We start from the raw sequence: 24,154 nt of genomic DNA on the forward strand, positions 1-24,154 counted from the left end.
AACGGGGTTCGGCACCACGCCCGTGCGGACGTACACGAGCGGCCCGATCGGCCCCCTCGCGAGCGGCTTCGGCTGCTCCGGCTGCCTCGGCCAGCTGCGCAACGCGTACGCGGGCGACGACGAGGACGTGGCCTTCGACGCCGACCTGCTCGGCCTCGACGACGACGGCGACGGCCAGCGCGATGTCCCCGGCGACTCCGACGGCTCCGAACCGGCGGACCCGACTTCGGCGCCCCGGGCCCTGCGCACCGCGACGAGGCGGCGCCCCCGCCCCGGGCGGCCCTGGAGCGGCCCGCGCCTCAGGCCGGGTGCGAGTCGATCAGCACGGCGACGAGGACCGCCGGCTCGTCCGAGCGGTTGGCCCAACCGTGCATGCAGCCCTTCTGGACGACGACGTCGCCGGGCCGTAGCAGCACGTCGCGGCCCTCGGAGAGCGCCCACAGCTCGCCCGACGCGAGCACGAAGTAGTTCAGCGTGTCGGTCTTGTGCATGGTCGGGCTCTTCGCCGAGCGCAGGTACTCGAGGCTCGGCACGTGCACGCTGTGGATCGCCTGGTGGTACGCGACCATCATCTCGGGCGTGACCTCCGGCATCTCCCTTGCGGGCGGGAACTTGAGCACGCGGAAGATCGCGCCGCCGTCCGGGGGCTCGTGATACATCGCCTGGTCGGCGACAGGGTCGGCCGGGTCGGACAGGTCGGCGGGGGTCTCGTCGTTGCGCCAGAGCTCCTGGCTCTGCAGGCCCGGCGCGGCGAGCTTCGCGGACAGATCGGTCTCGTCGACGACGTCCGAGAGCCCGTCGGGGCGGTTGGCCATCACGTAGCGCTTCATCGCTGCTCCTCCGGCGCGCCCCGCCCGGGTAGCAGGACGCGGGTGCGCAGCACGCCGATGCCATCGACCTCGAACTCGACGACGTCGCCGTGCTCCAGGAACTCGCCGCGCTCGAGCCCGCAACCCCCGCCGACGGTGCCCGAGCAGAGGATCTCGCCCGGATGGAGCGTCTCGTCGCGCGAGACGTAGGCAATCAGCTCGGCGAACGAGAGCGACATGCTCGCGCTCGAGCCCTCGGAGCGCAGCTCGCCGTTCACGCGGACGCGCATGGCCGCTCGGGTCTCGTCGAACTCGTCGGCCGTCACGATGCAGGGGCCGAGGACGTTCGCGCCGTCGAAATCCTTCGACTTGGTCGGACCGAGCATTCCGGGCATCTCGAGCATCTGCTGGTCGCGAGCGGAGAGGTCGTTGAAGATCGAGAAGCCGAACACGTGCTCGCGCGCCCGATCGGCTCGGATGTCCCTGCCGCGCGTTCCGATCACCGCCGCGAGCTCGAGCTCGTAGTCCATCAGCTTCGAGTACGAGGGCCAGGTGACGTCTGCGTCCGGTCCGACCACGGCGAAGCGGTTCGCCTTGTAGTAGATCGGCCGCTCGCGGAAGGTGGCGTGCATCGCGGCCTGGGCCGGAGGCACGGATCCCGTCGCCGCCTTCGCCCGCTCCATCAGCGCGGTCAGGTGCTCCTCGAAGCAGAGGCAGTCGCGGATCTGCTCGGGGCGGGGGAGGGGCGCGAGCAGCCGCGTGCCGGCGAGGGGGAGCAGCTCGAGCCGCGCCGGTTCTGCGAGCAGCCGCCGCAGCGCGGAGAGCGCCGCCGGGCCGGCCTCGATCAGCGCCTGCATCGAGGCGAAGGCGGGCTCGGGCGAGCCGCCCCTCTGGCGCACGCTCGCGGCGACGTCGACCACGCTGTCGCCCCCGCGGAGCGCTCCGAGGCGCTCGCTGCCGTCGCGGTGGAACGTGACGAGCTTCATCGGTCGACTCCCGGGCCGCTCTCACGCGGCGCCATGGTGGTACTATAACGAGAGTTTTGGTACCACGTCAAGCCGGGCGATGCAGCTCTCTCCGATTCGGCAGAAGCCCGAAGGGGACGCTTCCCGACCGGCTCGCGGACGCCTCTGCCGGGTCCGGGAGCAGAGTGCAGGTACCGGAGAAGCCTCAGCGTTTTCCCCGGTCGGAACGCCCCGGGCGGCGCTCCGGGAGGAACAATCCGTGGAGCAGGAGCTCGTAGAGCTCGGCGAAGGCCTCGCTGAAGCGCAGCCGCGCCTCGGCCAGGAAGGCCGGGTCGTTGATGCGGGTGATGGTGACGAGCAGCATCTCGGCCACGAGGTGCGAATGGAGCGGCCGGAAGCTGCCCCGGGCGATCCCCTCCTCGACCAGCTCGCGCAGGAAGCGCACGCGCTCGCGCTGGTGCGCCTCGAGCAGGGCGCGCGCGGGCGCGAAGGCCTGGACGTCGGCGACGAACGCCGAGCTGGCCTTGCGCGACTCGCTGACGCCGGGCTCGAGGAAGGCGGCGATTCGCTCCTGGGGTGCCTCGTGGGTGAGCGCCCCCTGCCAGCCGAGCTGGCGCACCCGCTCGAGCCAGCGGCGCACGACGAGGAGGAAGATCCGCTCCTTGCTCGGGGCGATCTCGTAGAGCGTTCGCCGCGAGCAGCGCAGGGCCGAAGCGAGGGTCTCGACGGTCGTGGCTCGCAGGCCCGCCCCGAGGAAGTGCGCCTCGAGGGCGTCGAGCAGCGCCTCGCGGTCTCGGCGCGGGGGCGTGCGCTGCCCTCGCGCCTTCGGTCTGCTCGCGCCCGCCACGCCGGGTTCCCTCCGCCCGGGCGACGCTACCAGACGGCGGCCGCGGCGCGCCCGGCCGGGGCGCGGCTCGCGTGAGCGCGCCGACCTCGGCCTCGCTGCTGCGCCAGGCCCTCGCGCGCCATGGGAGCCGCACCGCCCTCGTCCACGGAGACGTGCGCTGGAGCTACGCCGACCTCGACCGCGAGTCCGACCGCGTCGCCGGCGGCCTGCGCGGCCTCGGCGTCGGCGCGGGCGACCGCGTCGCGCTGCTGCTCCACAACGGCGCCGAGTACGTGATCTCCCACCTCGCCCTCGCGAAGCTCGCCGCGGTGCGGGTGCCCCTCCACGACCTGCTCTCGCTGCCCGACGTCGAGCACGCCTTCGCCCACTCGGGGGCGCGGGCGCTGATCGCCCACCGCTCCCTCGCCGGGATCGTGCCCGCCGCCGCGCGGGGCCGCTGCGTCTTCGCGAACGACGTGGCGGGGGACCCGGTCGAGCCGGACTTCGCCTCGCTCGCGGGTGCGGGCCGCTTCGCCCCGGCCGAGGCCGACCCCGGCGCCCCGGGCCTGATCCTCTACACCGGCGGCACGACGGGCCGGCCGAAGGGGGTGGTCCACTCCTTCGGCGCCCTCGGCGTCGGCCTGCTGGCCCACGCGCTCTACGGCGAGATCGCCCCCGACGAGCACCTGCTCGTCGTCTCGCCGCTGCCGCACTCGGCGGGCTTCCACGTCGAGGCCGCACTGATGCAGGGGGCGCGGGTGACCCTCCACGCGCAGTTCGACGCGGGCGCCGTGATCCGCAGCATCGCGGGCGAGGCCATCACCTGGACGTTCCTCGTCCCGACGATGATCTACCGGCTGCTCGACCACCCGGCGCTCGCGGGCGGCGGCCTGGGCTCGCTGCGCACCGTCGTCTACGGTGCCGCTCCCATCGCCCCGGCGCGGCTCGCCGAGGGGCTCGCCCGCCTCGGCCCGGTCTTCCTCCAGCTCTACGGCCAGAGCGAGTGCCCGAACTTCGCGACCACCCTCTCGAAGGCGGACCACCTGCGCCCCGAGCTGCGGGGCTCCTGCGGGCAGGCCGTGCCGGCGGTGCGAGTGAGCGTCCGCGACCCGGCGGGCACGCCCGTCGAGGTCGGCACCGTCGGCGAGGTGTGCCTCCAGTCGAGCTACACCCTGCGCGGCTACCACGGCGACCCCGAGCAGAGTGCCGCCGCCTTCCACCCGGGCCGCTGGCTGCGCACGGGCGACCTCGGCTACCTCAGCGCGTCGGGGCACCTGTTCCTGGTCGACCGCGTCAAGGACATGGTGATCAGCGGCGGCATGAACGTGTACACCGCCGAGGTCGAGCGCGCGATCGCCGAGCTTCCCGGAGTGCGGCAGGTCGCGGTGATCGGGCTACCGCACCCCGACTGGGGCGAGGCGGTGACGGCGCTCGTGGTCCGCGACGGCCCGGAGCCCGAGCGCGAGGCGATCCTCGCCCACTGCCGCGCGCGGCTCGCGCGCTACAAGGTGCCGAAGCGGATCGAGCTCGTGGCGAGCCTGCCCCTCACCGCGTACGGAAAGATCGACAAGAAGCGGCTGCGCGCCGGGCTCGCCCCGGCCGGCGCGGGATGAGCCCGAGGCGGCTGCGCGCCGGGCGCCGGTTTCGCGGTGGACCAGCTCCCGGCGCGCCCGGCGCCCGTCGGGCTCGGCTAGCCTCGGCGCGGCCCGAGATCCAGGGAGATTCCTTCCCGATTCATCCAGCGCCCGAGACGAGGATCCCCGATGGCCCGGCTCGCTCTCGCCCTCTACCTCGTCTTCCTCGCCCTCGCCTTCGGGCTGCGCGGCTGGCTCCAGTGGCGGCGCACGGGCGACGCAGGCTTCCGCTTCGGCGGGCTCACGGCCTCCGGCGCGGAACGCGCGGGCTCGCTGCTGTTCGTGCTCTCGCTCGGGCTCGGGCTCGCCGGACCCGTGCTCGAGCTGCTCGGCGCCCTTCCCGCCCTCGAGCCGCTGCGCCGGCCGCTCGCCGGCACGCTGCTCGCGCTCGCCGGCATCGCGGGCACCCTCTACGCGCAGCTCGAGATGGGCGCGTCGTGGCGCGTCGGCGTCGACCCGAGCGAGCGCACGCTGCTCCGCACGGGCGGCCCGTTCTGGCTGGTGCGAAACCCCATCTTCAGCTTCATGATCCTCGCCTCGACCGGGCTCGCCCTGCTCGTCCCGAACGCGGCGAGCCTCGGCGCCCTGCTCGCCCTGCTGGCCGCGATCGAGATCCAGGTGCGGCTCGTCGAGGAGCCGCACCTCGCGCGCGTGCACGGCGAGGCGTATGCGCGCTGGGCGAGCCGCACCGGGCGCTTCGTGCCCGGCGTGGGGTTGCGCAGCCCGAGCGTCCCACCCCGCCCATGAAATCGCCGGTGCGCCGGCGTCCCGCCGGCGGCCCGGGTACCTCCCTCACGCGCTCGGGCACGTCGTCGAACCCGAGCCGCAGCGCACGCGTCATCACCGCGTGCATCCAGTCGAGGCCCACGACGTAGGTGAGTTCGAGGACCTCCTCCTCGCCGAGGTGCTCGCACAGCGCGACGAAGGTGCTGTCCTGCACGCGGCCGAGCTGGAGCACCCGCTCGTCGGTGTACGCGAGCACCGCGGACTCGGCCGGCGAGGACGCGGCCGACGCGGCCCGCGCCGGCACGGCCGCGATCTCCTCCTCTTGGAGCCCACTCCCCGGATCGGCACGCCGGGGATCCGCCGGGCACTGACGGAACGCCCGCTCGGGATCGCCTAGGCTCCGCGGCGTGCGTGCGCTCGGAACACGGCTTCGCGGCGTCCCTGCCCTGCTGGCGGCCACGCTCGCCTGCTCCCCGCCGCCCGATGCCGGGCGCACGCGACCCGAGACGGTACGCGCCACGCCCTTCGAGCAGCGCGACGCCCGCGTGCTCGGCCTGCGCACGCGCTACATCGACGTCGGCCCGACGGAGTCTGCCGGCGGTCCCGCCGCCGCGCCCGCGCTGCTTCTCGTCCCCGGCCACACCTCGCGCATCGAGGAGTACGACGCGCTGGTGCCGGCGCTGGCGCGGCGACACCGCGTGGTGGTGATGGACTACCCGGGTAGCGGCTGGGCCGAGAAGCCCGACCGTGAGTACTCGCTGCGCCTGTACGAGGACGCGAGCGTCGCGCTGCTCGACCAGCTCGGGATCGGCGAGGCGCTCCTGGCGGGCGGCAGCCAGGGCGGGAACCTGGTGCTGCGGCTCGGCCATCGCTTCCCCGAGCGCTTCCCGCGCCTCGCGCCGTGGGCGCCCGGCAGCGCCTGGGAGGCGCAGCCGCGGGTCGGCCGGCTGATGCGCGCCGTGCGTGGCTACGCCCTCTTCTGGCCGATCGTGTGGGTGCAGTCGCGCTTCTGGTACCGGCGCGACTGGCCGGGCCGCGACGCCGCGCTGGCCGAGACCTTCGCCTACTACCGCGAGGTGATGGGACCGGGTTTCGTGCGCATGTACTTCGAGATGGCCGCCGACCAGGTGGAGAGCAGCCTGTTCGACATCGCTCCCGCCATCCACCAGCCGGTGTGGCTCGGCTGGGGCGACCAGGACGACGGGGCCAACATGGGCGAGGGCGTGGCGCGGCTGTGCGCGCTGCTTCCGCGCTGCGAGCTGCGCATCTTTCCGGGCGCGCGCCACTCGCTGGCCGCGGAGATCCCGGACGAGCTGGCCGCGGCGGTCGAGGAGTTCTTCACCCGGCGCCGGGAGGCCGCCGAGCCTCCGTGAGGAACGCCACCACCGGCCTCGCCGCCCGGCGCGCGGCCGCCCGTCCACGTCCCAGATGCACTAGCCCAACTTCCGCAGTTGGAGGGTCGTGATCGAGGCTTTTCGGGCACTTAGGGTCTTCGGTCGGCACCACATTTCGTCGACGTTCGAGGGGACGCGGAGCCGCTCGGGCAGGCGCAGACCGAGCCGGTCGAGCAGCATCGCCTGGGCCTTGTCGGGGCGCACGACGCAGCGCAGCCGCAGCTCGCGGCGCGAGCCGTCGGCCAGCGGGAGCACGACGTCGGTGCTCTGGATCCGGCCGAGCTCCTCCAAGATCGTGCGCGGGCTGTTGCCCAGGCCCGCCCGCTGTTGCCACTGCTCGAGCGTCTTCCACAGCACGTAGGCCAGGAAGCAGACGAGGATGTGGGCCTGCACGCGCTCGGCCTTCTGGTGCCAGATGGGCCGGATCGAGAGGTCCGTCTCGCCGCCTTCCCGGTCACGGTGCACTACGTCACCAACTCGCAGGTCGAGCTCGACGGCGACCGCGCGCGCCCTCACGCTCGTGCACAACCCGATGTTCTTCGCGAAGCCCGACGGCTCGCTCCAGGACTTCACCGTCGGCGCCACCTACGTCGACGAGCTGGTCTGGACCGACGACGGCTGGCGCATCGCCAGGCGCAGCGAAGAGGCCGGCTACGTGCAGGGCGCGCTACCCGGAGCGGCGCGGGCCCCGAAGAAATGACTCCGCGCTCTACGGTGTCCCGTCGCGACGGCTCCGCTCGCCCGAGCGCCGCAAGCGACGCCGCGCCAGGAGCGCCAGCGCCAGCGCCGCAAGCGGAGCCGCCGCGTCCGGCTCAGGACACTGCTCGAGCGTTCCGATGCAGTCGTCCACGTCGTCGCGCACACCGTCGCCATCGGCGTCGCTGTCGAGAAAGTTCGGGGTGCCGTCCGCGTCGATGTCGCCGGGAGGCTCGTCGGCGTCGGGCAGCTCGTCGTTGTCGGCGTCGCTGTCGCAGGCGTTCGGAAGCCCGTCGCCGTCGCGGTCGGTGGTCATGCCCTCGCTCGAGTTCGGAAGGCCGTCGTGGTCGCAGTCGCTGCCGTCGGGATACGGCGGGAATCCCGGCGTGTCGAGGAAGAAGCTCGCGCGCGCCTCGCGCGTGAAAGGAGGCGGTCGCGGCTGCGCCAGCACGCTCTCGGTGTCGGCCTGCTCGCCCGGCGCCAGGCGCGCCGACGAGGTGGCCTCGCAGCGCACCACCGCGTCGTAGCGGCCGCGGTGCTGCAAGCCCGTGAGCACGGCGCGCGCGCCGACCAGCGATTCGTCGAGCGCGAGCGGAACGCCGTGGAGCGCGATGTCGTTCGGACCATTGATCTCCGCGGTGTAGGTGGTGCCGCGGCCGAGCGCGTCCTGGAAGGAAGCCGTCGCTTGGATGGCCGGGGAGGTTCCCCCGAGCCGGGTGTCCGCCGGCGACGCGCTCGCCCAGCAGTCGGGCAGCGGATTCTCCAGATGGATCCAGTAGTAGAGCTGCTGCGGAATCGGATTGGTCGAGAAGAGGACGAGCGTCCACTCGCCCGGCTGCGGGGCCGCGACGCGCGCGAGCCGGTAGAAGGCGTCGTGTACGACGGAGGGGTGCGTGTGGGTCAGCACCGGCGCGCCCCCCGGCGCGAGCAGCCGGAATCCCGGCGCCCAGGTGTTGCCCAGGTCGTTGCGGTTCGAGAGCAGGATGTCGAGCCGCGTGGTGCCGGGCTCGACGCGGATCGGCACGTTCACCGGCGGGCCCGGCGTGGTGGGACCGCCGGGGTCGAGCGAGAGCGGCGTGCGCGTGGCGAGGGGCGTCTCGCCGCGCAGGCGCGCGTAGAGGTCCGCGTAGATCGTGGGCAGCTCGAGCGCGGTCGGCGCGTCGTACATCTCGCCGCCCGTCTGCTCGGCGATCTGGGAGAGCTGCTCGCCGCTGGCCGCGTCGCCGACCGGCATGGTGTAGACCACGACGCCGGCGTCGCGCAGCTCGTTGGCGACCGCGAGCGGATCGGCGCCTCGCATGTTCTCGCCGTCGGAGAGGAGGAGCACGGCCTGCGTGCGGCCGCCGGCCTCGGCGGCGAGCAGGTCGCCCGCCGCAGCGAGCGCGTCGCCGATCGCGGTGGTGCCGTCGTGCTCGAGCGCATCGACCGCGTCCGCGATCTCCGCCACCTCGTTCGTGTCCGGCAGCCCGCTTCCGGTCGGCACCGCGGGCGCCAGGCTCAGCTCTTCGACGACGTCGCCGTCGAAGGACAGGAGCGCGACCTCCATGCCGGTGCCCGCAACGAGATTCGCGAAGCCGCGCACGCCCGCCTTGGCCCAGTCGAGACGCGTTCGCGTGTCGTTCACGTACTCGCGGTCGGTGCGCATGCTGCCCGAACGATCGACCACGACGACCACCTGGTCCGCGCCCTCGACTTCGACGTCGAACTCGATCGGGATCGCGCACGGGATCGGCTCCAACGAGACCGGCAGCCCGGCCGGCTGCTCGAGCTCGAGGCCGTAGGCCCGATCCGCGTAGTCGAGCAGCTTGGCCCAGTCCGACTGGATCGGGCGGTCGTTGCGCAGGTCGCTGCGCGTGGTGGCGGCGGCCTCCCAGCGCTGCGTAGCGGTGTTCCAGAGCATTTCGCAGTTCTCGGTCTCGGTGCAGAGCCCGAGCTGCTGGAAGTCACCAGCCAGAACCCGCGTGCCCTCGCTGAACGAGGTCCGCTTCAGCGTTCCCCCGCTTTGCGCTTGGCGCTCGGAGAAGTCGTCGAAACGGACCCCAAGCGTGGCGTCGGGAGCCCCGTTCGCGAGATCTGCGATCGGGATCGCGCACGAGTCCGCCGAAGTGCCGGCGGTGCCGTTCACGCTGGCCACCCGCCGGTGATGGAACAGGCCGCCGTTCGGCTCGATCACGTCGAAGCTCGGCGGATCCTCCATCACGACGGTGCACGACTCGAGCCAGACCGGAAGATCCGCCGTTCCCTCGTCGAAGTGCTTGCCGTCCATCGCGAAGTGGAGCTGCCAGGCGTTCAGCGCGACGTGCTCGGCGTACACGTACAGCGCATGCGCGGAGCCCTCGTCGTAGCCGGTCACGTCGCCCAGGGCGTCGATCCAGTCCGTGACGAACCGCCGCGTGGCGGTGGCGTCGGCGGTCGCGAAGCTGGTCGGATCGAAGAGGCCGCCGGGCAGATCCTCGCCGAGCCAGCCGCCCACCGAGACGGTGTCGCCGGCGCGCGGTGCCGGGCAGGTGTTCTCCGCCAGCACCTCGTCGCCGCGCAGCAGGTCGTGGTTCAGCGCCGTCGAGATCTCGCTCATCAGCGCGCCGGTCGGACAGCTCTCACCGAGATTGCAGTCGGCCGCGTCGAAGCAAGGGCGCCCGGTCCCGACACCGCCGCCGGTCACGCACTGCTGCCAACCCGCCTGCTGCATGATGGTGTGGTTGTTCTCGTCCATCGCGTCGAGCTCGAAGGAGCGGCCCTGTCCGCAAGCGCCGCCCATGCGCCGCTGCTCGTCGTACTGGTCGCCGAGGTCCATGACGAGGTGCCCGAGCTCGTGCGCGAAGACGTCCGAGCGGACGTCCTCGTGCGAGAGGTAGACGTGGCCGTCGTTCTCGCTGAGGCGCCCGTGCGCCGACGAGCGCGGGGTGGTACCCGGCGGCTGATACCAGATGTCGCCCGCCGGCTCCGCCGTCCCGCCCGCCGTGAGCCGCATCGTCGCAATGCGCATCTGCCCGTCGGTGGCGTCGCAGAGGATGCGGCTCGCGCGGCCCGCCTGCTCCTGCACGCGGGCGATGTCCTCCGGCTGCGGAGGGAAGCGGAAGTGGAAGTTCAGGTGGATCTCGCCGTCGTCCGCGTCGACGAAGCCGGCACCCGCGAGGGCGCGGTCCGCCGCGGCGATCGACACGAGAACGATGAACACGGTCGTGAGTCGATCCGTTCGCAGCGGGGTATCCATGAGACCCTCCGCGATGGGGCCCCATTATGCCTGCTCTCGCGGGGAATGGGGGGCATTCTCGGCCGGCGAGGCGTGTCGGCCGTTCGCGTCGGGTGGAGCGAGCAGACGGCGCCTGCGGCCCTTCCGCCGCGCGTGGCCGGTTCGCAGCTCGGTGTCCCCCCTACCTGGCTGCGTCCGGCCGTGCTACGCAGGGCTGCAGCGCAATGGCTTTGCGTGGAGGGGAGGAGCCTTGTCGCGATCGTGGCATGGGGCGGCACTCGCCGGCTGGATTGGGCTCGCGCTGTGCGTCGGCGGCGCGAGCGCGCGTGCGGCGGGCACGCTCTACTTCTCCGAGCTCTACAACCCGACCTTCGACGACGGCAACCTGCGCCGCTCGACGACGAGCGGCGGCGCCGCGCCGATCCTGGCGAGTCCGGGAGGCGGCCTGCGCGGTGTGGCGGTCGATGCGGTCCACTCGAAGCTTTACTGGACGGACCGCGATGTCGACGCCATCTACCGCGCGAACCTCGACGGCAGCGCGGCTGTTGCGATCGTGACGCTTGCCGACATCCTGCTCGTCACCCCCCAGGCGATCCGCGTCGATCCGCTCGGGGAAACGATCTACTGGGGCGAGCTGAGCGGATCGATCTACCGCGCCGATCTCGACGGCTCGAACCCGGCCCCGCTCATCACGACCAGCTTCGCGGGCGGGCTCGACCTCGATCTCGATCACGGAAAGGTGTACTGGACGTCGAACGACGGCGCCGGAAGCACGCGCGTGATCCGCCGGGCCAACCTGGACGGAAGCGTCGTCGAGACGCTCGTCACCGGGCGCGAAGCCTCCGATCTGGCCGTGGACGCGGCCGGCGGCAAGCTCTACTGGACGGACTTCGTGAACGACATCGTCGCGCGCTCCAACCTGAACGGCAGCGGCTTCGAGTCGCTCTACGAGGTGGGCGCGAACGACAATCCCGGCGGCATCGCGCTCGACCTCGAGGACGGCAAGGTCTACTGGGGCCAGGACATCTCGGGACCCTCGCCGTACCTGGGCAAGATCATGCGCATGAATCTCGACGGAAGCGAGCAGGAGAACGTGCTCTCCGGCAGCGCGATCGGCTCCGTCGTGGACATCGCGCTCGTGGTCCCCGAGCCGGGCGCGACGCTCGCCGGCTTCGCCGCACTCGCGGCCCTCGCAGCCCGCAGCCGGCGCAAGCGACGCCGCGCCAGCGGCGCGAGGGTCGCGCCCGCGGCGAGGCCGGTTGCCCAGCCCAGCGGCTCCGGCGCGCGGAAGGCCGCGATGGCGACCGCCCCGCCGCCTTCTCCGTCGGCGATCTCCTGGAAGGACCAGAACCGCTGCGAATCGCTCGGGTCGAGCACGGTGGCGCTGTAGTCGCCGAAGCGCGAGATCCCTCCGAATCCGATGATGCCCGTCCCCGCCATCACGGCGAACGGCTCACCGAATTCCGTCACAGCTGCGCGCGTCTCGCCGAACGCCGCGAACGAGGAGGCGGGCAGCGACGGCCCCGAAGCGCTGAAGCCCACCAGCACCTGGCCGTGCGCGTTGGCGGCGATCGACGGATAGAGAAGGTCGAGGGTCTCGCTATCGAGGAAGCCCCCCCCTGACGCACCGCGAGCGTCGCCGGCTCGAGCTCGAGCCAGCGGATCGCCGCGTGGCCCCAGAAACCCTGCACGCCGTGCGCGACCCAGATCGAGCCGCCGATCTGGACCGGAGAGGCGAGGTGACCGTCTCCGGTGTCGAGCTGGCTTCCGCTCGGCTGGAGCGCGTTGGCCGGCTCCGGCCGCTGTGCGACCGGAAGATACGGGCCCGACGCGAGCGTCGGCGCGGTGGCGGAGCCGCCGATGCGGGTGGTCTGGACCAGCCCGAGGAAGGCGAGCGCGGTCGAGATCATCCAGCCCGGGCGCCCCAAGGCCTCGGGCTCGAGCCGCGTCAGCGGCTGCGGGGCGAAGCCGGTCCGGGCGAGGAGAGCCCGCTCGAAGAAGGTCGCCTGCGCGATCAAGGGCGGATCCGCGAGCAGGTCGGCCTTGGGCACGACCAGCACGTCGACCGCGATCGGAAGCCCTTCCAGCAGGATGGGTGGCATGCTGCCGTCTCGGAGGCCACTCCCCGGAGGGTGTTTCCATAACTGCCGCCATCGCCCCGAGAACGATCCACCGCTGTCGAGTAGCCCGGGGCAGTTGCCCACCCCGGGCCCTCTCCAGATCCGGACAAGGAGATTTCCACCATCCGGCTCCTCCGTGGAGGCGGCTCGTGGCTACCGGCCCCAGATGCGGACCGTGATCCGGGGACGCGGGAACGGAAGCTGTTCGAGAAGAGCAGCGAACCGCTCCCAGGTGAGACGTGTGCGCTGGCTGCGACGACACAGCCACTTGTACCAGGCCCGCTTCGCCGCTTCGACGAGCAGCAGCAGACTGCGGAAGTTGCCGCTGACGCCGAAGTAGTTGAAGTGGCCCCGCAATCGTCGCGTGAGCGCTGCGTGCTGAACCCTTACCGGAAGGTGCCGATGGAGATGGCACCAGTCGGTGATGGACTGGATCGCCCGTCTCAGGCTCGCACGCCGAGTCTTGCACGTGATCCACCAACGACCCCGTCGAGAGCGCGCCCAGTAGAGCGTGAACCCGAGGAAGTCGAAGGTGGCCAGACCTTTCCCGCTCTTCTGCCCCGCCGGCGGGCGCCGGAAGGGCAGCAGCCGGGTCTTGTCCGGGTGCAGGGTCAGTCCGAAGCGCGCAAGCCGCTTGCCCAACACCGCCAGGACACGCCGCGCGTCCTCCTCGTGCTCGAAGCCGATGACGAAGTCGTCGGCGTAACGGATCAGGGTGGCCCTGCCCCGCAGCCGCGGCTTCACTTCGGTCTCGAACCAGAGGTCCAGCACGGAGTGCAAGTAGACGTTGCCGAGCAGCGGCGAGAGCACCGACCCTTGGGCGGTGCCGGTCTCCGGCGCGGAGAGCTCCGCGCCGTCGAGCACGCCCACGTGCAAACACTTGCCGATGAGCCGCAACAGCGACCCATCGGCAACCCGAATCTCGAGCATCTCCTTCAGCTTGGTGCGATCCAAACTGTCGAAGAAGGACACGATGTCGGCCTCGAGAATCCAGCTCACCTCGCCCCAGTGCACGATCTGGTTCAGGGCTCGGATGGCGTCATGGGCACTGCGTCCGGGCCGGAAGCCGTATGAGCAGTCCAAGAAGTCCTGCTCGTAGATCGCCTCCAGCACCTCGCGCACGGCGTCCTGGACCAGCTTGTCCTCGAACGCCGAGATCCCAATCGGCCGCGTCTTGCCCTGTTCCTTCGGGATGCGGACCCGTCGGATCGGCTGATGGCGATACCGCTTCGCCACGAGTCGCGCGTGCAGGTCCTGGAGGTTCGCCTCCAGCGCCTGCCCGTACTCCTCCTTCGTGATCCCATCCACACCCACCGCCGCATCCTTGCGCATGCGGTGATAGGCTCGTTCCAGGGCCGACACATCGAGGAGATGCGCCAGCGAGTGGAACCGTCCTTCGGGCTCTCGTTGCGCTCGTTCCACTACCTTCAGCAGTTCCGGTGACACGTCTCCCAACGTCGAGGCGTTGGACATGGTTCCCTCCTGAAGCTCATCTCCACACGGGCCGCCTTTGCTCGGCCGGGTCCGGGCACCACCCCGTTCCCCGACGTCGACGCTCCTATGCAGCCCTCCGACTCCCTCGCCCCCTTCGGTCGTGGCTTCGGTTCCCCTTGCGCACGGCCTACCTCGATGCGGGCGCTTGTTCTTGGCCGGCCGCGCGTGCGCCTGCAAACGCGCGACACGTCGGAGACGGATCTCCGGCTCTCCGCATCACCGGTTGCGATCGAGGCGACGCGAGGGCCTCCCAGGTTCCTGGGCCGTCCTCTTCCTGCGTGCCGTGGTCGTACACCCCGCCGGATACGATCCCCTCCTCGCCCATCAAGACGGAGAGGTCGTCGTCGCCTTCAGGTCAAACAGAACCCTGGGCATCCGGGATGACATAGATTTCGAGGCCGCAAACCCCACGGCCCACACGCTCGCGTGCCTACGCTTCGCCGGTCGTGTTGCCGCGACCGTCGCCAGGCTCGCTACCGGCTCGGGCGGGCTCACCCTTGGCCGGGCGGGCTTCGCACCCGCGGGACGACAAACGAAGTTTCATGGAGTCATCGCATCCTCCAATCCCCTTCGACCAGCAGGGCCTGGTCGCACTGTTCGCCCTACGCATCGAGATGGGCGAGCAGCTCCCGGTGCACAAGGATCCGCCGACGGCGGGCGGCCGCTACCCGCTCCAGCTCACGGGCGGCCACACGCGCTGGAGCATCCACTCGGCGTGGCGCGACGACAAGCTGATGCTGCAGCAGCAGCGCGGCGAGCCGGTGGCGTACATGAGCGTCGACGACGCCGCGGCGCGCGGCATCCGCGACGGCGGGCGCGTGCGCGTTTGGAACGACCTCGACGCCTTCGAGATCATGGTGAAGGTGGCGCCGGGCGTGCGGCCGGGGCAGTTCATCATCTACCACGCGTGGGACAACTTCCACTTCAAGGGCCACAAGGGCTTCCAGGACCTGATCCCGACGCCGCTCAACCCGGTGGAGCTGGCGGGCGGGCAGTACCACCTGCGGCCGATAACGATCTGCCTGCAGCCGAGCCACACCGATCGCGACACGCGCGTCGAGGTGGCGCCGCTGTGAGCGGTGCCGACGCCGCGCTCGCCGCCGCGACGCGCAGCCGCGCGTACCTGCTCTTCGTGCGCGCCCTCGACTATCCCGACGCCGAGCACCTCGAGGACGTGCGTTCGCGCGCGCTCGCCGAGGCGCTGCGCGACACGCTCGCCGCGATCGACCCGCCCCTCGGCGAGGGCGACTGGGCCGCGCTCGCCGACGGCGGCAACGGCGACGAGGCACTCGCGGTCGAGTACGCGCGGCTCTTCGACGTCGGCACGAGCGGTCCGCCCTGCCCGCTCCACGGCGGCCTCTACGGCGGCATGCGCATGCAGACGATGGAAGAGTGCGTGCGCTTCTACAATCACTTCGGCCTGACGCTCGCCGAAGCGCCGCGCGAGCTGCCCGACCATCTGGCGACGCAGCTCGAGTTCCTGCACTTCCTCGCCTTCCGCGAGGCCGAAGCGCACGAGGCGGGCGCCGACGCCGGACCGTGGCGGCGCGCCGCGCGCGACTTCGTCGAGCGCCATCCGGGGCGCTGGGTGCCGCGGCTGCGCAAGCGGCTCGCCGAGCAGAAGTCGGCGCCCTTCTTCAGCGCGCTCGTCGACCAGCTCGACCGCTTCCTCGCGAGCGAGCGCGCGCGCCTCGCTTCCTGAGCACACGCGCGCCGACCTGTTGGCCTCGTTCGCGGAGACGGTGCAGGGAACCGACACGGGCCACGCCTACTTCGACTACGGCGACGTGGACCTCGTGCTCGGCGACGACGCCGCGCGCCTGCTCGACGACGCCGGCACCGGCCCGACCGAGACGCCGGTGCTCTTCGAGGCGACCGCCGAGAGCGATCCCGCCTTCGAGGCGGTGGCCGCACTCCTCACCAACGGCGAGCCCGACGAGTTCGTGATCGAGCTCACCGGCGCGTCGGGCGGCGGGATCGGCGTCGGCACCAACGACTGCGGCCTGTTCTGGAACGACTACGAGTGCGGCGCCGGTATCGACCTGCAGGGCGGTGCGATCGACCGCATCACGCTCGCGGTGCGAAGGCTCGCGCTCGCGCCGATCGACCCGTTCGGCACCGAGATCGTCTTCGAGGTCGCGCTCGAGGTGTGCGGCACGCCTGAGCCGGCGGCGCTGGCGTCGGGCCTCGCGGCGCTCGCCGCGCTGTCGCTCACGCGGCGCGCTCGCAGCGCGCGCTAGCGGCGACGCCTGGCGCGGAAGAGAACGCCGAGCGCGCCGAGCGCGGCGGCGAGCGCCGCGCTCGAGCCCGGCTCCGGCGCGGTCAGGCCGGAGATGTAGACGGTCGAGTCCCAGGCCGAGTCGTCGCGATCGCCGATGATGAAGCGCAGTGTGTTGCCCGTCGGGTTCACGGGCCCGCCGAAGACGAGCAGCGGGTTGCCGCCCGGGGCGAGTACCCCGTTGAGCTCGGTGCCGGCGATCGCCGCCATGTCGGGGTGCGTGATGTTGACGGGCTGGCTCGCGACGAAGGCCACGTTCGTGCCGTTCAGGAACATCCCGAAGCCGTCGAAGTAGCCGACCTCCGTGAACTCCGGGTACTCCTCGGAGCCGAACACCACGTTGAAGCGCACGTAGCCTTGGCCCGGCTGCATGTCGAAGGTGACGAGCAGCTCGGTCACGTCGAAGTGTTCGAAGGTTTCGGCCCCGACGGTGGTGATCGGGTCGAGCAGCGCCTCCTGCGCGGGCGTCGCCTCGGCGAACCCGTAGTTGACCAGGTCGAAGTACACGCCCGAGGTGTCGTCGGCGGTGTTGGCTCCGTCCCCGTAGCGCTCCACGGCGCCGGTGCTGAGCACGACGCCGGCGCCGATGCCATAGGTGCCGCTCGGGTTCGTATACGTCCCCGACGACGTCTCGAAGGTTCCGGGCGTCTCGAAGCTCTCCTGGGTGAATCCCGAGAGCGTGACGCCGGTGACGATGATGCCGGTGCTGCCCGAGCCGAGCAGCGCGTTCACCAGAGCCGTCGTGTTCTGCGTGGCCGTGACGGTGATGGCGAGGGCCGGCGCCGAAAGCCAGAGCATCGACCCGAGCAGCAGCGAACCGAGCACCCGTAGAGCGCGCGACGACCCGGCCTCGTTCATGAAGCGATTCCTCCGGGCATCCCGGCGCAGCGGCGCGGGAGCGGGGCGGAGTATGGCGCGCGGCACGCACCCTGCCCACGACACGACGCGCCGGCGAGGATGCGCGCTCCCTGCGCAATCCCCTCGCGTGCGCGGCGCGTCATCGTCGAGTCTCGTCCGAGGCCAAGCGCTCGCGCAGCGCACGGATCGCCGGCCCGTCGCGCACCGCCGCCGCGCGAGCCAGATCGATCTCGGCTGGCATGCTGCCGTCTCGGAGGCCACTCCCCGGAGGGTGGTTCCATAACGGCCGCTATCGGCTCTCGATCCACCGCTTGTTCGCCCTTCCATGATGGCGGTCAACCCTGCAGTTGAGTCTCGCGCACACGTTCCCCGTCTCGGGCTCTTCCGCCCGCGCCTCGCCCTCCCGCGCCGTTGCACCGCACCGCCTCCGGCCGCGAGCCAGGAGCTTCCATCCTTCCATTCGTGCTCGAGCGCGCTCGCGTGCGGGCTCGGCACACGTTGCCTTACGGGAGAAGGGACCGGCCAATCTATCCGACGGATTTCTATCCGACGGCTTCGTCGGAAGGAGCCAAGGGCGAACGCGGCCTGGTCCCCGCTGACTCCCTCGGCGGCGGCCTTGGATGGCGTGCGGTGGTTCAGGCGACATGCCGTGTGTCGTCGACATCGACGCGCAGTCGTTTCGGATCGTAGACGGTCCCATCGCGCAGAACGGAGTAGGCGATGCGCAGCAGATGCCGAGCCAACGCGACCGTCGCGATCTTCCGTCGCCCCCGCGAGGTGTGCCCGCGCGCCCCGATCGCCTGCAACGGCATCGCGTCCGCTCCTCGGCAGCGGTTCATGAGCACGTGCGCAGCCTGTACCAGCGTCGACCGCAGCGCTTTCGAGCCGATCTTCGTGATCGATCCCAGGCGCTGCGCGTCGCCACTCGGCCGAACCGAGGGCACGAGACCCGCGTACGCGGCCAGGGCCTTCGCATCCGGGAAGCGCCGCACGTCGCCCACCCAGGCGTAGATCGTCGTCGCTGTGAGCGCGCCCACGCCGGGAATCGTCTGCAGCCGCTTGATCGCTTCGACCGTCTTCGCTCGCTCCCGAAGCTCCGCCTCGGCCTGCCGCAGCTCGAGCGAGAGCGCGGCCTATTGGCGCTGACACAGCTCCAGGAGATCGCCGAGGTGCCCATCGATCCCCTGCGGTGAGGCCAGGATCTGGTCGAGAGCCGTCCGCAGGTAGTACCCGCCGGTGCGGACCTTGTAGCCCGAGGCGCGCAGGGCGCACCGGGCCCGGTACTGCCAGCGATTGCGATCCGTCTGGATCATCCGGCGCCGTGTGAGCAGGGCCCGCAGCCCCCGGATCTCGCCGGTCGGGAGATAGACCGGGTGCGGATGCATCCCGGTTTGCAAGGCGCGGGCGATCCAGAAGGCGTCCCGTCGGTCGGTCTTCTTGCGCGAGGAGGCGATCCTCCGCAGCTGCTGCGCGTTGAACGAGAGGATCTCTACACCAGCCCCCGCCACCGCATCGTGCACCCGGTAGGCCATGGTCCCGACCTCCTGCGCCACCCGCAGCCCGCCCTCTCTCGAGAGCTCCGCCACCAGCTCCCCGAGCGCTGGAACACTCGTCTAGACCTTCCCCCGAGCTCGAATCTCCCCGTCCTCGTCCAGCAAGCACCAGACGCTTGCCTGACTGTGCACGTCGATGCCAAGATACTGCACGGTCCCCTCCGTTCGGGTCGAGCATCCAAGCCGGCTCGACCGGTGACTTTGGACCCGGGCCGACAGGCCCGAGGCCGTCCCTCGTTTCCCGAACAGGAACCGTATGTCGGCTCGCGACGGAGGGGACCCCGCCGCAGTCAATGGCTGACACGGCAGCCATCATGGCATCTACCCGTAGCCGGCGCGCGACGACGCGGCCGGGATCGCCGTAGCGCCACGCGCCGCGCGGCACGTAGATCGCCTCGGCGCGCGCCAGGAGCTTCGGCGCGCCCGAGTCCATGCCCGCCTGCTCCAGCGCGGCGACCATCATCGCGAGCGGCTCGGCGCCTTGCCGCGGGTCCTCGACGCGCTGCAGGATCTGCCCGACGCCGACCACTACCGGTGTCGCGTCCGCTCCGCTCATCGGCTCTCCTCGCTTCTCGGTGTCACGCGGCTTCCGCGGCGGTGGCGCCTGCGCGGCCCCGCTCCGGGTCGCGCCGCCGGCAGCGCCGGATCGCGGCCAGGGCCAGGACACTGGCCACCATCTGCGCACCCACTGTCGCTTCCGGTACGGGCACGCCGAACCAGCCCGACCCGCTCGCGGCGGTGGCGTTGGCGGTGTCCACGAGCACGGGATTCCCGCCGCCGGCGCTGGCGTCGTAGAGCGCGAGCACCGCGAGCGTCGCGCTCGTGAGATCGGTGCCCGCACTCGGATCACCCGTGGTATTCGATTGCCGATTCACGGCCGTGTTCGCCGTGATCAGCACGTCGATCGCGAAGGGCTGGCCCCAGGTGAAGTCGTAGGGCCCGAGCTCGAAGCTGCCGAAACCGCTCGGCTGCGGGATCACCTCGTAGCCGCCAGCGGGCGGGTAGTAGTTGCGCACACCCGAGGGCGTGCAGGCGAGGCCGAGCGCGCCGTAGCAGTTGATCACGAGCGTGTCGCGCAACGCTCCGTCGACCCACACGGTCGCGCCCCAAGTCGATCGCACCGTTGTGCCGGCGTAGCTGCTCCAGCCTTCCGGCAGGAACGCCGCGAGTGAGCCGGCGACGTCCAGCTCCACGGTGAAGCTGCCGGTCGTTCCGTCGGTCGCGTCGGGCGAGTGCAAGGTGAGCGTGTCGGCCCACTCGCCGCGCAAGGCGGTGCACGCGCCCGAGGCGGAGGTGCACCACGTCGCGTAGATGAGATCTCCGCCCGACGCGTAGGCGCTCGCCGCGTGGAGCTCGACGCTGCCGAAGTCCACGACCGCGCTTCCCGCTGCCGAGAGCGTCGACTGCGCGTTCGACGAGCTCCCGCTGATCGGTCCCGCTGCGGCCTCCTGGCTCTCGGGCGGCACGCCGTCGGCGTCGGGCCCCGGCAAGATCTCCCAGCGAACGGCGGGCGGCGCGAGCGCGAAGCAGGGGCATGCCGCCAAAAATGGCGGAGCCCCGAGAACGGCCGCGGCGCAGGCGCCGCGGAGCCAAGCGCGGAGAGCGGGCATGAGCTCCACCTCCTCGGGCCGTGGAATGCGGGACATCCTATCACCGAGCGCGCACGGATCGTCCGGATTTCTGGCTGGCCGGAATCGACCAGCGTCGCGACCGGACGGGACAGGAGCGGCGCCCGGAGGCTTCGATAGCGCCCCGCCCGGACGGGATGGGAGCAGGAGCGCGATGAACCCCGAGCACTGTCTCGTCGAGCGCGAGGGCCACGTCCTCGTCGTCACGTTGAACCGCCCCGAGGCGCGCAACGCGCTCTCCTCCGGAATGCTGGCCGGCATGTACCGCGCGTGGCGCACGCTCGACGCCGACCCCGAGCTGCGCGTCGCGATCCTGACCGGCCGCGGCGACGTCTTCTGCGCCGGCGCCGACCTGAAGGCGATGGGCGGCGGCGAGCGCGACGACGAGTTCCAGAAGCTGATGGCGGAGGTGCCGGACCTGCACTGGCAGGCGTTGCTTCGTTGCTTCGCCACAACCGCCCGATGAAGCCGATCCTCGCCGCGGTCGAGGGCTTCGCGGTGGCGGGCGGCACCGAGATCCTGCAGGGCACGGACATCCGCGTCGCCGGCGAGGGCGCGGTCTTCGGCGTCACCGAGGCGCGACGCGGGCTCTTCCCGCTCGGCGGCAGCAGCGTGCGGCTGCGCCGCCAGATCCCCTACACGCTCGCCGCCGAGATCCTGCTCACCGGGGGACACGTCACCGCGCAGGAGGCGCCAGGATGGGTGGCACCCTGCCGGCTTGGAGCCCACTCCCCGGAGGGCTTTTCCATAACGGGTAGCTATCGGCGCTCGATCCACCGCTTGTTCGCCCTTCCATGATGGCGGTCAACCCTGCAGTTGAGTCTCGCGCACACGTTCCCCGTCTCGGGCTCCTCCGCCCGCGCCTCGCCCTCCCGCGCCGTTGCACCGCACCGCCTCCGGCCGCGAGCCGGTCCGCTCACTTCCGAAGTCGCATCGTTCGGCACTTCCTCGGTGACACCCGGTGAGTCTCCATGGGGTGCCACGACGCCGAGCGGTTCCATTGCCTGCCAGCCGTAGATCGAGCGCAGGCGGTCGATCTCCTCGGGCTCGGGCCAGGTGCGCGGATCCAGCAACGAGTCGTAGTTGCTGACGACCATCTGGCTCGTGGCGTGGCCCAGCTCGGCGGCGACGAGCTTCGGGTTGCGGCTGCAGACGAGGGCGCTCGTGATGTGGCTGCGGCGGAGCGCCTTCTGGGCGTCGCCCTCGCGCGGGCTCACGCCGGCGCGGTCGAGGACTCGCTGCCAGCCGCGGTGGCGCCAGTTGTGGTAGTCGAGCGCCCCGCCGCCGCGGTTCGGGAAGACCCAGCTCTCGGTGAGGCCGAAGTAGGAGAGCGCGCGCTGGCGGCGGAGGAGATCGGCGAGTGGCCCGCGCAGGGGGATCGTCCAGCTCGCCCCCGTCTTCGTCGGCTCGACCCGGCCGCCGCGCGCCACGGTGCGCTGCACGTGGACCAGGCCGCCGCGCTCCGACACGTCCGGCCAGCGGAGGCCCGCACCCTCGCCCCAGCGCAGGCCCGTCAGCACGAGCAGCTCCGTCAGCGGGAACCACATCCGCTCCGTGGCGTCTCGTGGGCTGCGCAGGACCTCGAGCAATCGCTCCAGCTCCGCGGCAACGAGGGGCCGGAAGGTGATCCGCTTGCTCTGCACCTGCTGGCGGTCGTGCTTCGTCCGCCGCCGCGGCAGCGGCACGTCGAAGGGGCTCGACTCGACGAGTCCTGCCAGGCGCGCATCGCGGATCAGCAGCCGCAGGCAGGCGAGGCGGTTGCGGACCGTCCGCTCCGAGCGACCCAGGCGCTTCAAGTCGCGGCGCAGCTCGATCAGATCGGAGACGGTGATTCGATCCAGCCGCCGTTCGCCGATGCGCCGCTGGAGGGCTCTCGCCTCCGTCCGATAGGTCCGCCACGTGTGCTCGCCGATCTCGCCGCGCGCTTCGGTGAGCCATCGCTCCGACCAGCCCCGCGTAACCGGCACGGGTCTATACTTCGCACGGGCAGAACTCCGACTCTGCCCGCTGTGTGCTTCGCCATGGAGTCGTCGATGCAAGCAAACTGCGACGAACAGCGTCACCGGTCGGCGGCGAAGCGAGGGTGGGTGCGCGGCGGACAGGATCGCCGCTGTTCTCGGTGTGCACGAGCTTGAGAAGCTCGGCCCGATGCGATCGATCGGTCCAGCAGCAACAGCGTGGGTTCGATGGAGAGGGCCCGTGAAATCTTTGACCAAGGCAGCGTTGGTCGTCAGCTCTACACTGCTGGCGCTCTCCCTCTTGGACCGCTATCTGCTGAACCCACGGCCTTTGACCACGGTCGGGAAGTTCACGCTGCTCGTGCTCGCCATTTTCGTCGGGTTCAGCGCGTTGTCGGCGTTCGCTCTGCGCACGCGGCTCGCAGCGGCCACTGTCAACGCCTGGCTCGTGCTCGTTTCATCCGCCGTGGCTTACATTCTGGTGGACGTCATCGGCGGGATAATCGTCATCGGCGCGCTCTCCCCCGCCATCGTGCGCGACGACCACTTCCATCATCGGCTGGAGCCCGGCAAGACCTCGACAGTCGAGACCTACGACTTCGTGTACACCCAGAAGGTCAACGACCTCGGCCTGCGCGGCGCGCCGATAGCTACGCCGAAGCCTGCCGGCACGTATCGCATCCTCATGCTGGGCGACTCGTTCACGATGGGCTACGGCGTCGCCGAGGACGAGACGTTTTCCGTGCTGATTCAGCAATCGCTGAACAAGAAGGCGTCGAACGGCACTCACTCGCGCGTCGTCGAGGTTCTGAACGGCGGCGTCGACAGCTACGCCCCGATCCTCGAGCACCTCCAGCTCGTGGAGCTCGCGCCCGTGCTCGAACCCGACCTCGTCGTGCTCAACATCGACATGAGCGATCTCATTCAGGAGCAGGCCTACCGAGCGCTGGCGACGCGCAACGAAGCCGGCGAAATCGTTGCCGTAAGGGCGCCCGAGAAAAAGAAGGGCCCCGCGAACTGGGGATCGGCACTGAAACGCGCCGTCAACAACCATCTGCTGGTGACGCGCCTGGTCATGTTCTCGCTGCGCGAGAAAGAGGAACGAGCTTTCACCGTGCAAAACACGGTGGTCAACCCGAACTATGAGCTACTTCGCCACACGCTGGCCAGCGACACGACGAACCGCGACCAGCAATGGAACGACCTTTTCGACAGCGTTCTTGCGATGAAGCGTTACGCGGACGAGCGCGGAATCGAGCTCGTTCTCAGCATCTATCCGTGGGGACATCAGGTCAACGACTCGGCCTGGGAACAAGGCCGAGTGCGATTCGTGCGCCCCGGCTCCACCGTCTCCGACGCAAGCCGGTACCGTATCGCAGCGTTCGCACGCGCGCAGGGTTTGCGACTCGTCGACATGTTCCCCGCGTTCCGTGAGTACAAAGGGCCCGAAAGTCTCTATTACTCGTTCGACATGCATTGGACGGCGGCAGGTCACCGGATCGCGGCGGCCGAGATCGAAGCAGTCGTAACCGACGCGATTTCGCACGCTCAAGAGCCGAGCAGCGCGCAATGAGGTCGCTGCGCGAAACTGACCGATGGTGAAGACGGTCACAACGCCTCTCGGTCTCGAAATACCGAGCAAGGGATCCGTCCCGCCGGAAGGCGCCGACGATCACGTCCTAGTGCCCTGTCTCGGAAGTTCGCCTGCATTCGATCGCGGCTACGGGCCGCTCGCAGCGTTGCGCCCCCTCCCCATGGCGACGGCCATGGCTCGGTCGCGCGCCTTGCGAGCGGCCCGTAGCCGCGATCTCGGTGCACACCCAGCCGCCCGCGACGGACGGGACCCCGCTCACCGACGTGACCTTCGAGGGCGAGGAAGGGATCGACTGGATCAACGCGCCGGAGCCAGTGTCGCCGGCGCTCGGCGCCGCCGCGACGCTCGCGGCGATTGCGCTGCAGCGGCGCCGCGCGTCCCGACGAGGCATCGTGTCGCGCGGCGTCGCACGGCCGCCGTCGAGACCA

21 protein-coding genes and 1 pseudogene are annotated in these 24,154 nt (G+C 71.1%); 10 read left to right on the forward strand and 12 right to left on the reverse strand.

All coding sequences use genetic code 11. From position 1 onward, the window contains the following. Positions 1 to 299 precede the first annotated feature (299 nt). From OZ948_15695 to OZ948_15705, 3 genes are all read right to left on the reverse strand, one after another. Positions 300 to 830, reverse strand: coding sequence for a cupin domain-containing protein (locus OZ948_15695; protein MEB2346169.1), 531 nt, complete (start codon positions 828 to 830; stop codon positions 300 to 302). Further along, complete coding sequence (locus OZ948_15700; GenBank protein MEB2346170.1) at positions 827 to 1,795, reverse strand: fumarylacetoacetate hydrolase family protein; 969 nt, start codon at positions 1,793 to 1,795, stop codon at positions 827 to 829. The genes OZ948_15695 and OZ948_15700 overlap by 4 nt, the downstream gene beginning before the upstream one ends. A gap of 184 nt (positions 1,796 to 1,979) precedes the next feature. Continuing rightward, positions 1,980 to 2,621 (reverse strand): TetR family transcriptional regulator, encoded by a 642-nt coding sequence (locus tag OZ948_15705; protein MEB2346171.1) that lies wholly within the window; start codon positions 2,619 to 2,621, stop codon positions 1,980 to 1,982. 71 nt (positions 2,622 to 2,692) lie between these two features. Here OZ948_15705 and OZ948_15710 point away from each other — a divergent pair, with 71 nt between their 5' ends. The 3 genes from OZ948_15710 (at position 2,693) to OZ948_15720 (ending at position 6,333) form a co-directional block, all read left to right on the forward strand. Continuing rightward, positions 2,693 to 4,213: an AMP-binding protein gene (locus OZ948_15710; GenBank protein ID MEB2346172.1), complete on the forward strand. Its 1,521-nt coding sequence runs from the start codon at positions 2,693 to 2,695 to the stop codon at positions 4,211 to 4,213. A gap of 150 nt (positions 4,214 to 4,363) precedes the next feature. Continuing rightward, the gene (locus OZ948_15715) at positions 4,364 to 4,981 is read left to right on the forward strand and encodes an isoprenylcysteine carboxylmethyltransferase family protein (protein MEB2346173.1); all 618 of its coding nucleotides are present in this window, start codon (positions 4,364 to 4,366) and stop codon (positions 4,979 to 4,981) included. Positions 4,982 to 5,367: 386 nt separating this feature from the next. Then, positions 5,368 to 6,333 (forward strand): alpha/beta hydrolase, encoded by a 966-nt coding sequence (locus OZ948_15720; protein MEB2346174.1) that lies wholly within the window; start codon positions 5,368 to 5,370, stop codon positions 6,331 to 6,333. A 60-nt stretch (positions 6,334 to 6,393) separates the two neighbouring features. Here the strand turns inward: OZ948_15720 and OZ948_15725 are convergent, their stop codons facing one another. Beyond that, positions 6,394 to 6,870, reverse strand: coding sequence for a hypothetical protein (locus tag OZ948_15725; protein MEB2346175.1), 477 nt, complete (start codon positions 6,868 to 6,870; stop codon positions 6,394 to 6,396). Between the two features lie 4 nt (positions 6,871 to 6,874). On the opposite strand from OZ948_15725, the gene OZ948_15730 reads away from it, so the two are divergent. Further along, on the forward strand, positions 6,875 to 7,054 hold the full coding sequence (locus OZ948_15730; GenBank protein ID MEB2346176.1) for a hypothetical protein: 180 nt from the start codon (positions 6,875 to 6,877) through the stop codon (positions 7,052 to 7,054). 9 nt (positions 7,055 to 7,063) lie between these two features. Here OZ948_15730 and OZ948_15735 read toward each other — a convergent pair whose 3' ends face one another. After that, positions 7,064 to 10,264: a VWA domain-containing protein gene (locus OZ948_15735; GenBank protein ID MEB2346177.1), complete on the reverse strand. Its 3,201-nt coding sequence runs from the start codon at positions 10,262 to 10,264 to the stop codon at positions 7,064 to 7,066. Between the two features lie 229 nt (positions 10,265 to 10,493). On the opposite strand from OZ948_15735, the gene OZ948_15740 reads away from it, so the two are divergent. Then, positions 10,494 to 11,633, forward strand: coding sequence for a DUF5050 domain-containing protein (locus tag OZ948_15740; protein ID MEB2346178.1), 1,140 nt, complete (start codon positions 10,494 to 10,496; stop codon positions 11,631 to 11,633). Positions 11,634 to 11,709: 76 nt separating this feature from the next. Here OZ948_15740 and OZ948_15745 read toward each other — a convergent pair whose 3' ends face one another. Together OZ948_15745 and ltrA are read right to left on the reverse strand one after the other, a co-directional pair. Beyond that, positions 11,710 to 12,294, reverse strand: coding sequence for a hypothetical protein (locus tag OZ948_15745; GenBank protein ID MEB2346179.1), 585 nt, complete (start codon positions 12,292 to 12,294; stop codon positions 11,710 to 11,712). 222 nt (positions 12,295 to 12,516) lie between these two features. Beyond that, positions 12,517 to 13,836, reverse strand: coding sequence for a group II intron reverse transcriptase/maturase (ltrA, locus tag OZ948_15750; GenBank protein MEB2346180.1), 1,320 nt, complete (start codon positions 13,834 to 13,836; stop codon positions 12,517 to 12,519). 563 nt (positions 13,837 to 14,399) lie between these two features. On the opposite strand from ltrA, the gene OZ948_15755 reads away from it, so the two are divergent. From OZ948_15755 to OZ948_15765, 3 genes are read left to right on the forward strand one after another with little or no spacing between them, the layout of a single operon-like run. Next, positions 14,400 to 14,933 carry a hypothetical protein gene (locus OZ948_15755; protein ID MEB2346181.1) on the forward strand — a complete coding sequence of 178 codons (534 nt, stop codon included), beginning with the start codon at positions 14,400 to 14,402 and terminating at the stop codon, positions 14,931 to 14,933. Beyond that, positions 14,930 to 15,559, forward strand: coding sequence for a molecular chaperone TorD family protein (locus OZ948_15760; protein MEB2346182.1), 630 nt, complete (start codon positions 14,930 to 14,932; stop codon positions 15,557 to 15,559). The genes OZ948_15755 and OZ948_15760 overlap by 4 nt, the downstream gene beginning before the upstream one ends. Before the next feature lie 19 nt (positions 15,560 to 15,578). Then, a complete protein-coding gene (locus OZ948_15765) occupies positions 15,579 to 16,097 on the forward strand; it encodes a hypothetical protein (GenBank protein ID MEB2346183.1) in 519 nt (172 codons plus the stop codon). On the opposite strand, the gene OZ948_15770 is transcribed toward OZ948_15765, so the two are convergent. From OZ948_15770 to OZ948_15785, 4 genes are all read right to left on the reverse strand, one after another. Next, positions 16,094 to 16,993 carry a choice-of-anchor L domain-containing protein gene (locus tag OZ948_15770; protein ID MEB2346184.1) on the reverse strand — a complete coding sequence of 300 codons (900 nt, stop codon included), beginning with the start codon at positions 16,991 to 16,993 and terminating at the stop codon, positions 16,094 to 16,096. The genes OZ948_15765 and OZ948_15770 overlap by 4 nt on opposite strands. A gap of 635 nt (positions 16,994 to 17,628) precedes the next feature. Further along, a complete protein-coding gene (locus OZ948_15775; protein ID MEB2346185.1) occupies positions 17,629 to 18,048 on the reverse strand; it encodes a transposase in 420 nt (139 codons plus the stop codon). A 78-nt stretch (positions 18,049 to 18,126) separates the two neighbouring features. Further along, entirely contained in the window at positions 18,127 to 18,525 is a 399-nt protein-coding gene (locus OZ948_15780; GenBank protein ID MEB2346186.1) for a transposase, read from the reverse strand. A 599-nt stretch (positions 18,526 to 19,124) separates the two neighbouring features. Beyond that, complete coding sequence (locus OZ948_15785) at positions 19,125 to 20,036, reverse strand: hypothetical protein (GenBank protein ID MEB2346187.1); 912 nt, start codon at positions 20,034 to 20,036, stop codon at positions 19,125 to 19,127. Positions 20,037 to 20,328: 292 nt separating this feature from the next. On the opposite strand from OZ948_15785, the pseudogene OZ948_15790 reads away from it, so the two are divergent. Then, positions 20,329 to 20,867 (forward strand): annotated as a pseudogene (locus OZ948_15790) (enoyl-CoA hydratase-related protein). Positions 20,868 to 20,932: 65 nt separating this feature from the next. Here the strand turns inward: OZ948_15790 and OZ948_15795 are convergent. Next, entirely contained in the window at positions 20,933 to 22,141 is a 1,209-nt protein-coding gene (locus tag OZ948_15795; GenBank protein MEB2346188.1) for a tyrosine-type recombinase/integrase, read from the reverse strand. A 232-nt stretch (positions 22,142 to 22,373) separates the two neighbouring features. Here OZ948_15795 and OZ948_15800 point away from each other — a divergent pair, with 232 nt between their 5' ends. Then, positions 22,374 to 23,705, forward strand: coding sequence for a GDSL-type esterase/lipase family protein (locus tag OZ948_15800; GenBank protein ID MEB2346189.1), 1,332 nt, complete (start codon positions 22,374 to 22,376; stop codon positions 23,703 to 23,705). Positions 23,706 to 24,154 lie beyond the last annotated feature (449 nt).

This window comes from Deltaproteobacteria bacterium (assembly GCA_035063765.1).
Taxonomy (GTDB): domain Bacteria; phylum Myxococcota_A; class UBA9160; order UBA9160; family PR03; genus CAADGG01.

Coding starts and splice junctions, on each gene's coding strand:
- OZ948_15695 (MEB2346169.1), bottom strand. CDS start 830: ATGAAGCGCTACGTGATGGCCAACCGCCCCGACGGGCTCTCGGACGTC.
- OZ948_15715 (MEB2346173.1), top strand. CDS start 4,364: ATGGCCCGGCTCGCTCTCGCCCTCTACCTCGTCTTCCTCGCCCTCGCC.
- OZ948_15755 (MEB2346181.1), top strand. CDS start 14,400: ATGGAGTCATCGCATCCTCCAATCCCCTTCGACCAGCAGGGCCTGGTC.
- OZ948_15770 (MEB2346184.1), bottom strand. CDS start 16,993: ATGAACGAGGCCGGGTCGTCGCGCGCTCTACGGGTGCTCGGTTCGCTG.
- OZ948_15780 (MEB2346186.1), bottom strand. CDS start 18,525: ATGGCCTACCGGGTGCACGATGCGGTGGCGGGGGCTGGTGTAGAGATC.
- OZ948_15735 (MEB2346177.1), bottom strand. CDS start 10,264: ATGGATACCCCGCTGCGAACGGATCGACTCACGACCGTGTTCATCGTT.
- ltrA (MEB2346180.1), bottom strand. CDS start 13,836: ATGTCCAACGCCTCGACGTTGGGAGACGTGTCACCGGAACTGCTGAAG.
- OZ948_15700 (MEB2346170.1), bottom strand. CDS start 1,795: ATGAAGCTCGTCACGTTCCACCGCGACGGCAGCGAGCGCCTCGGAGCG.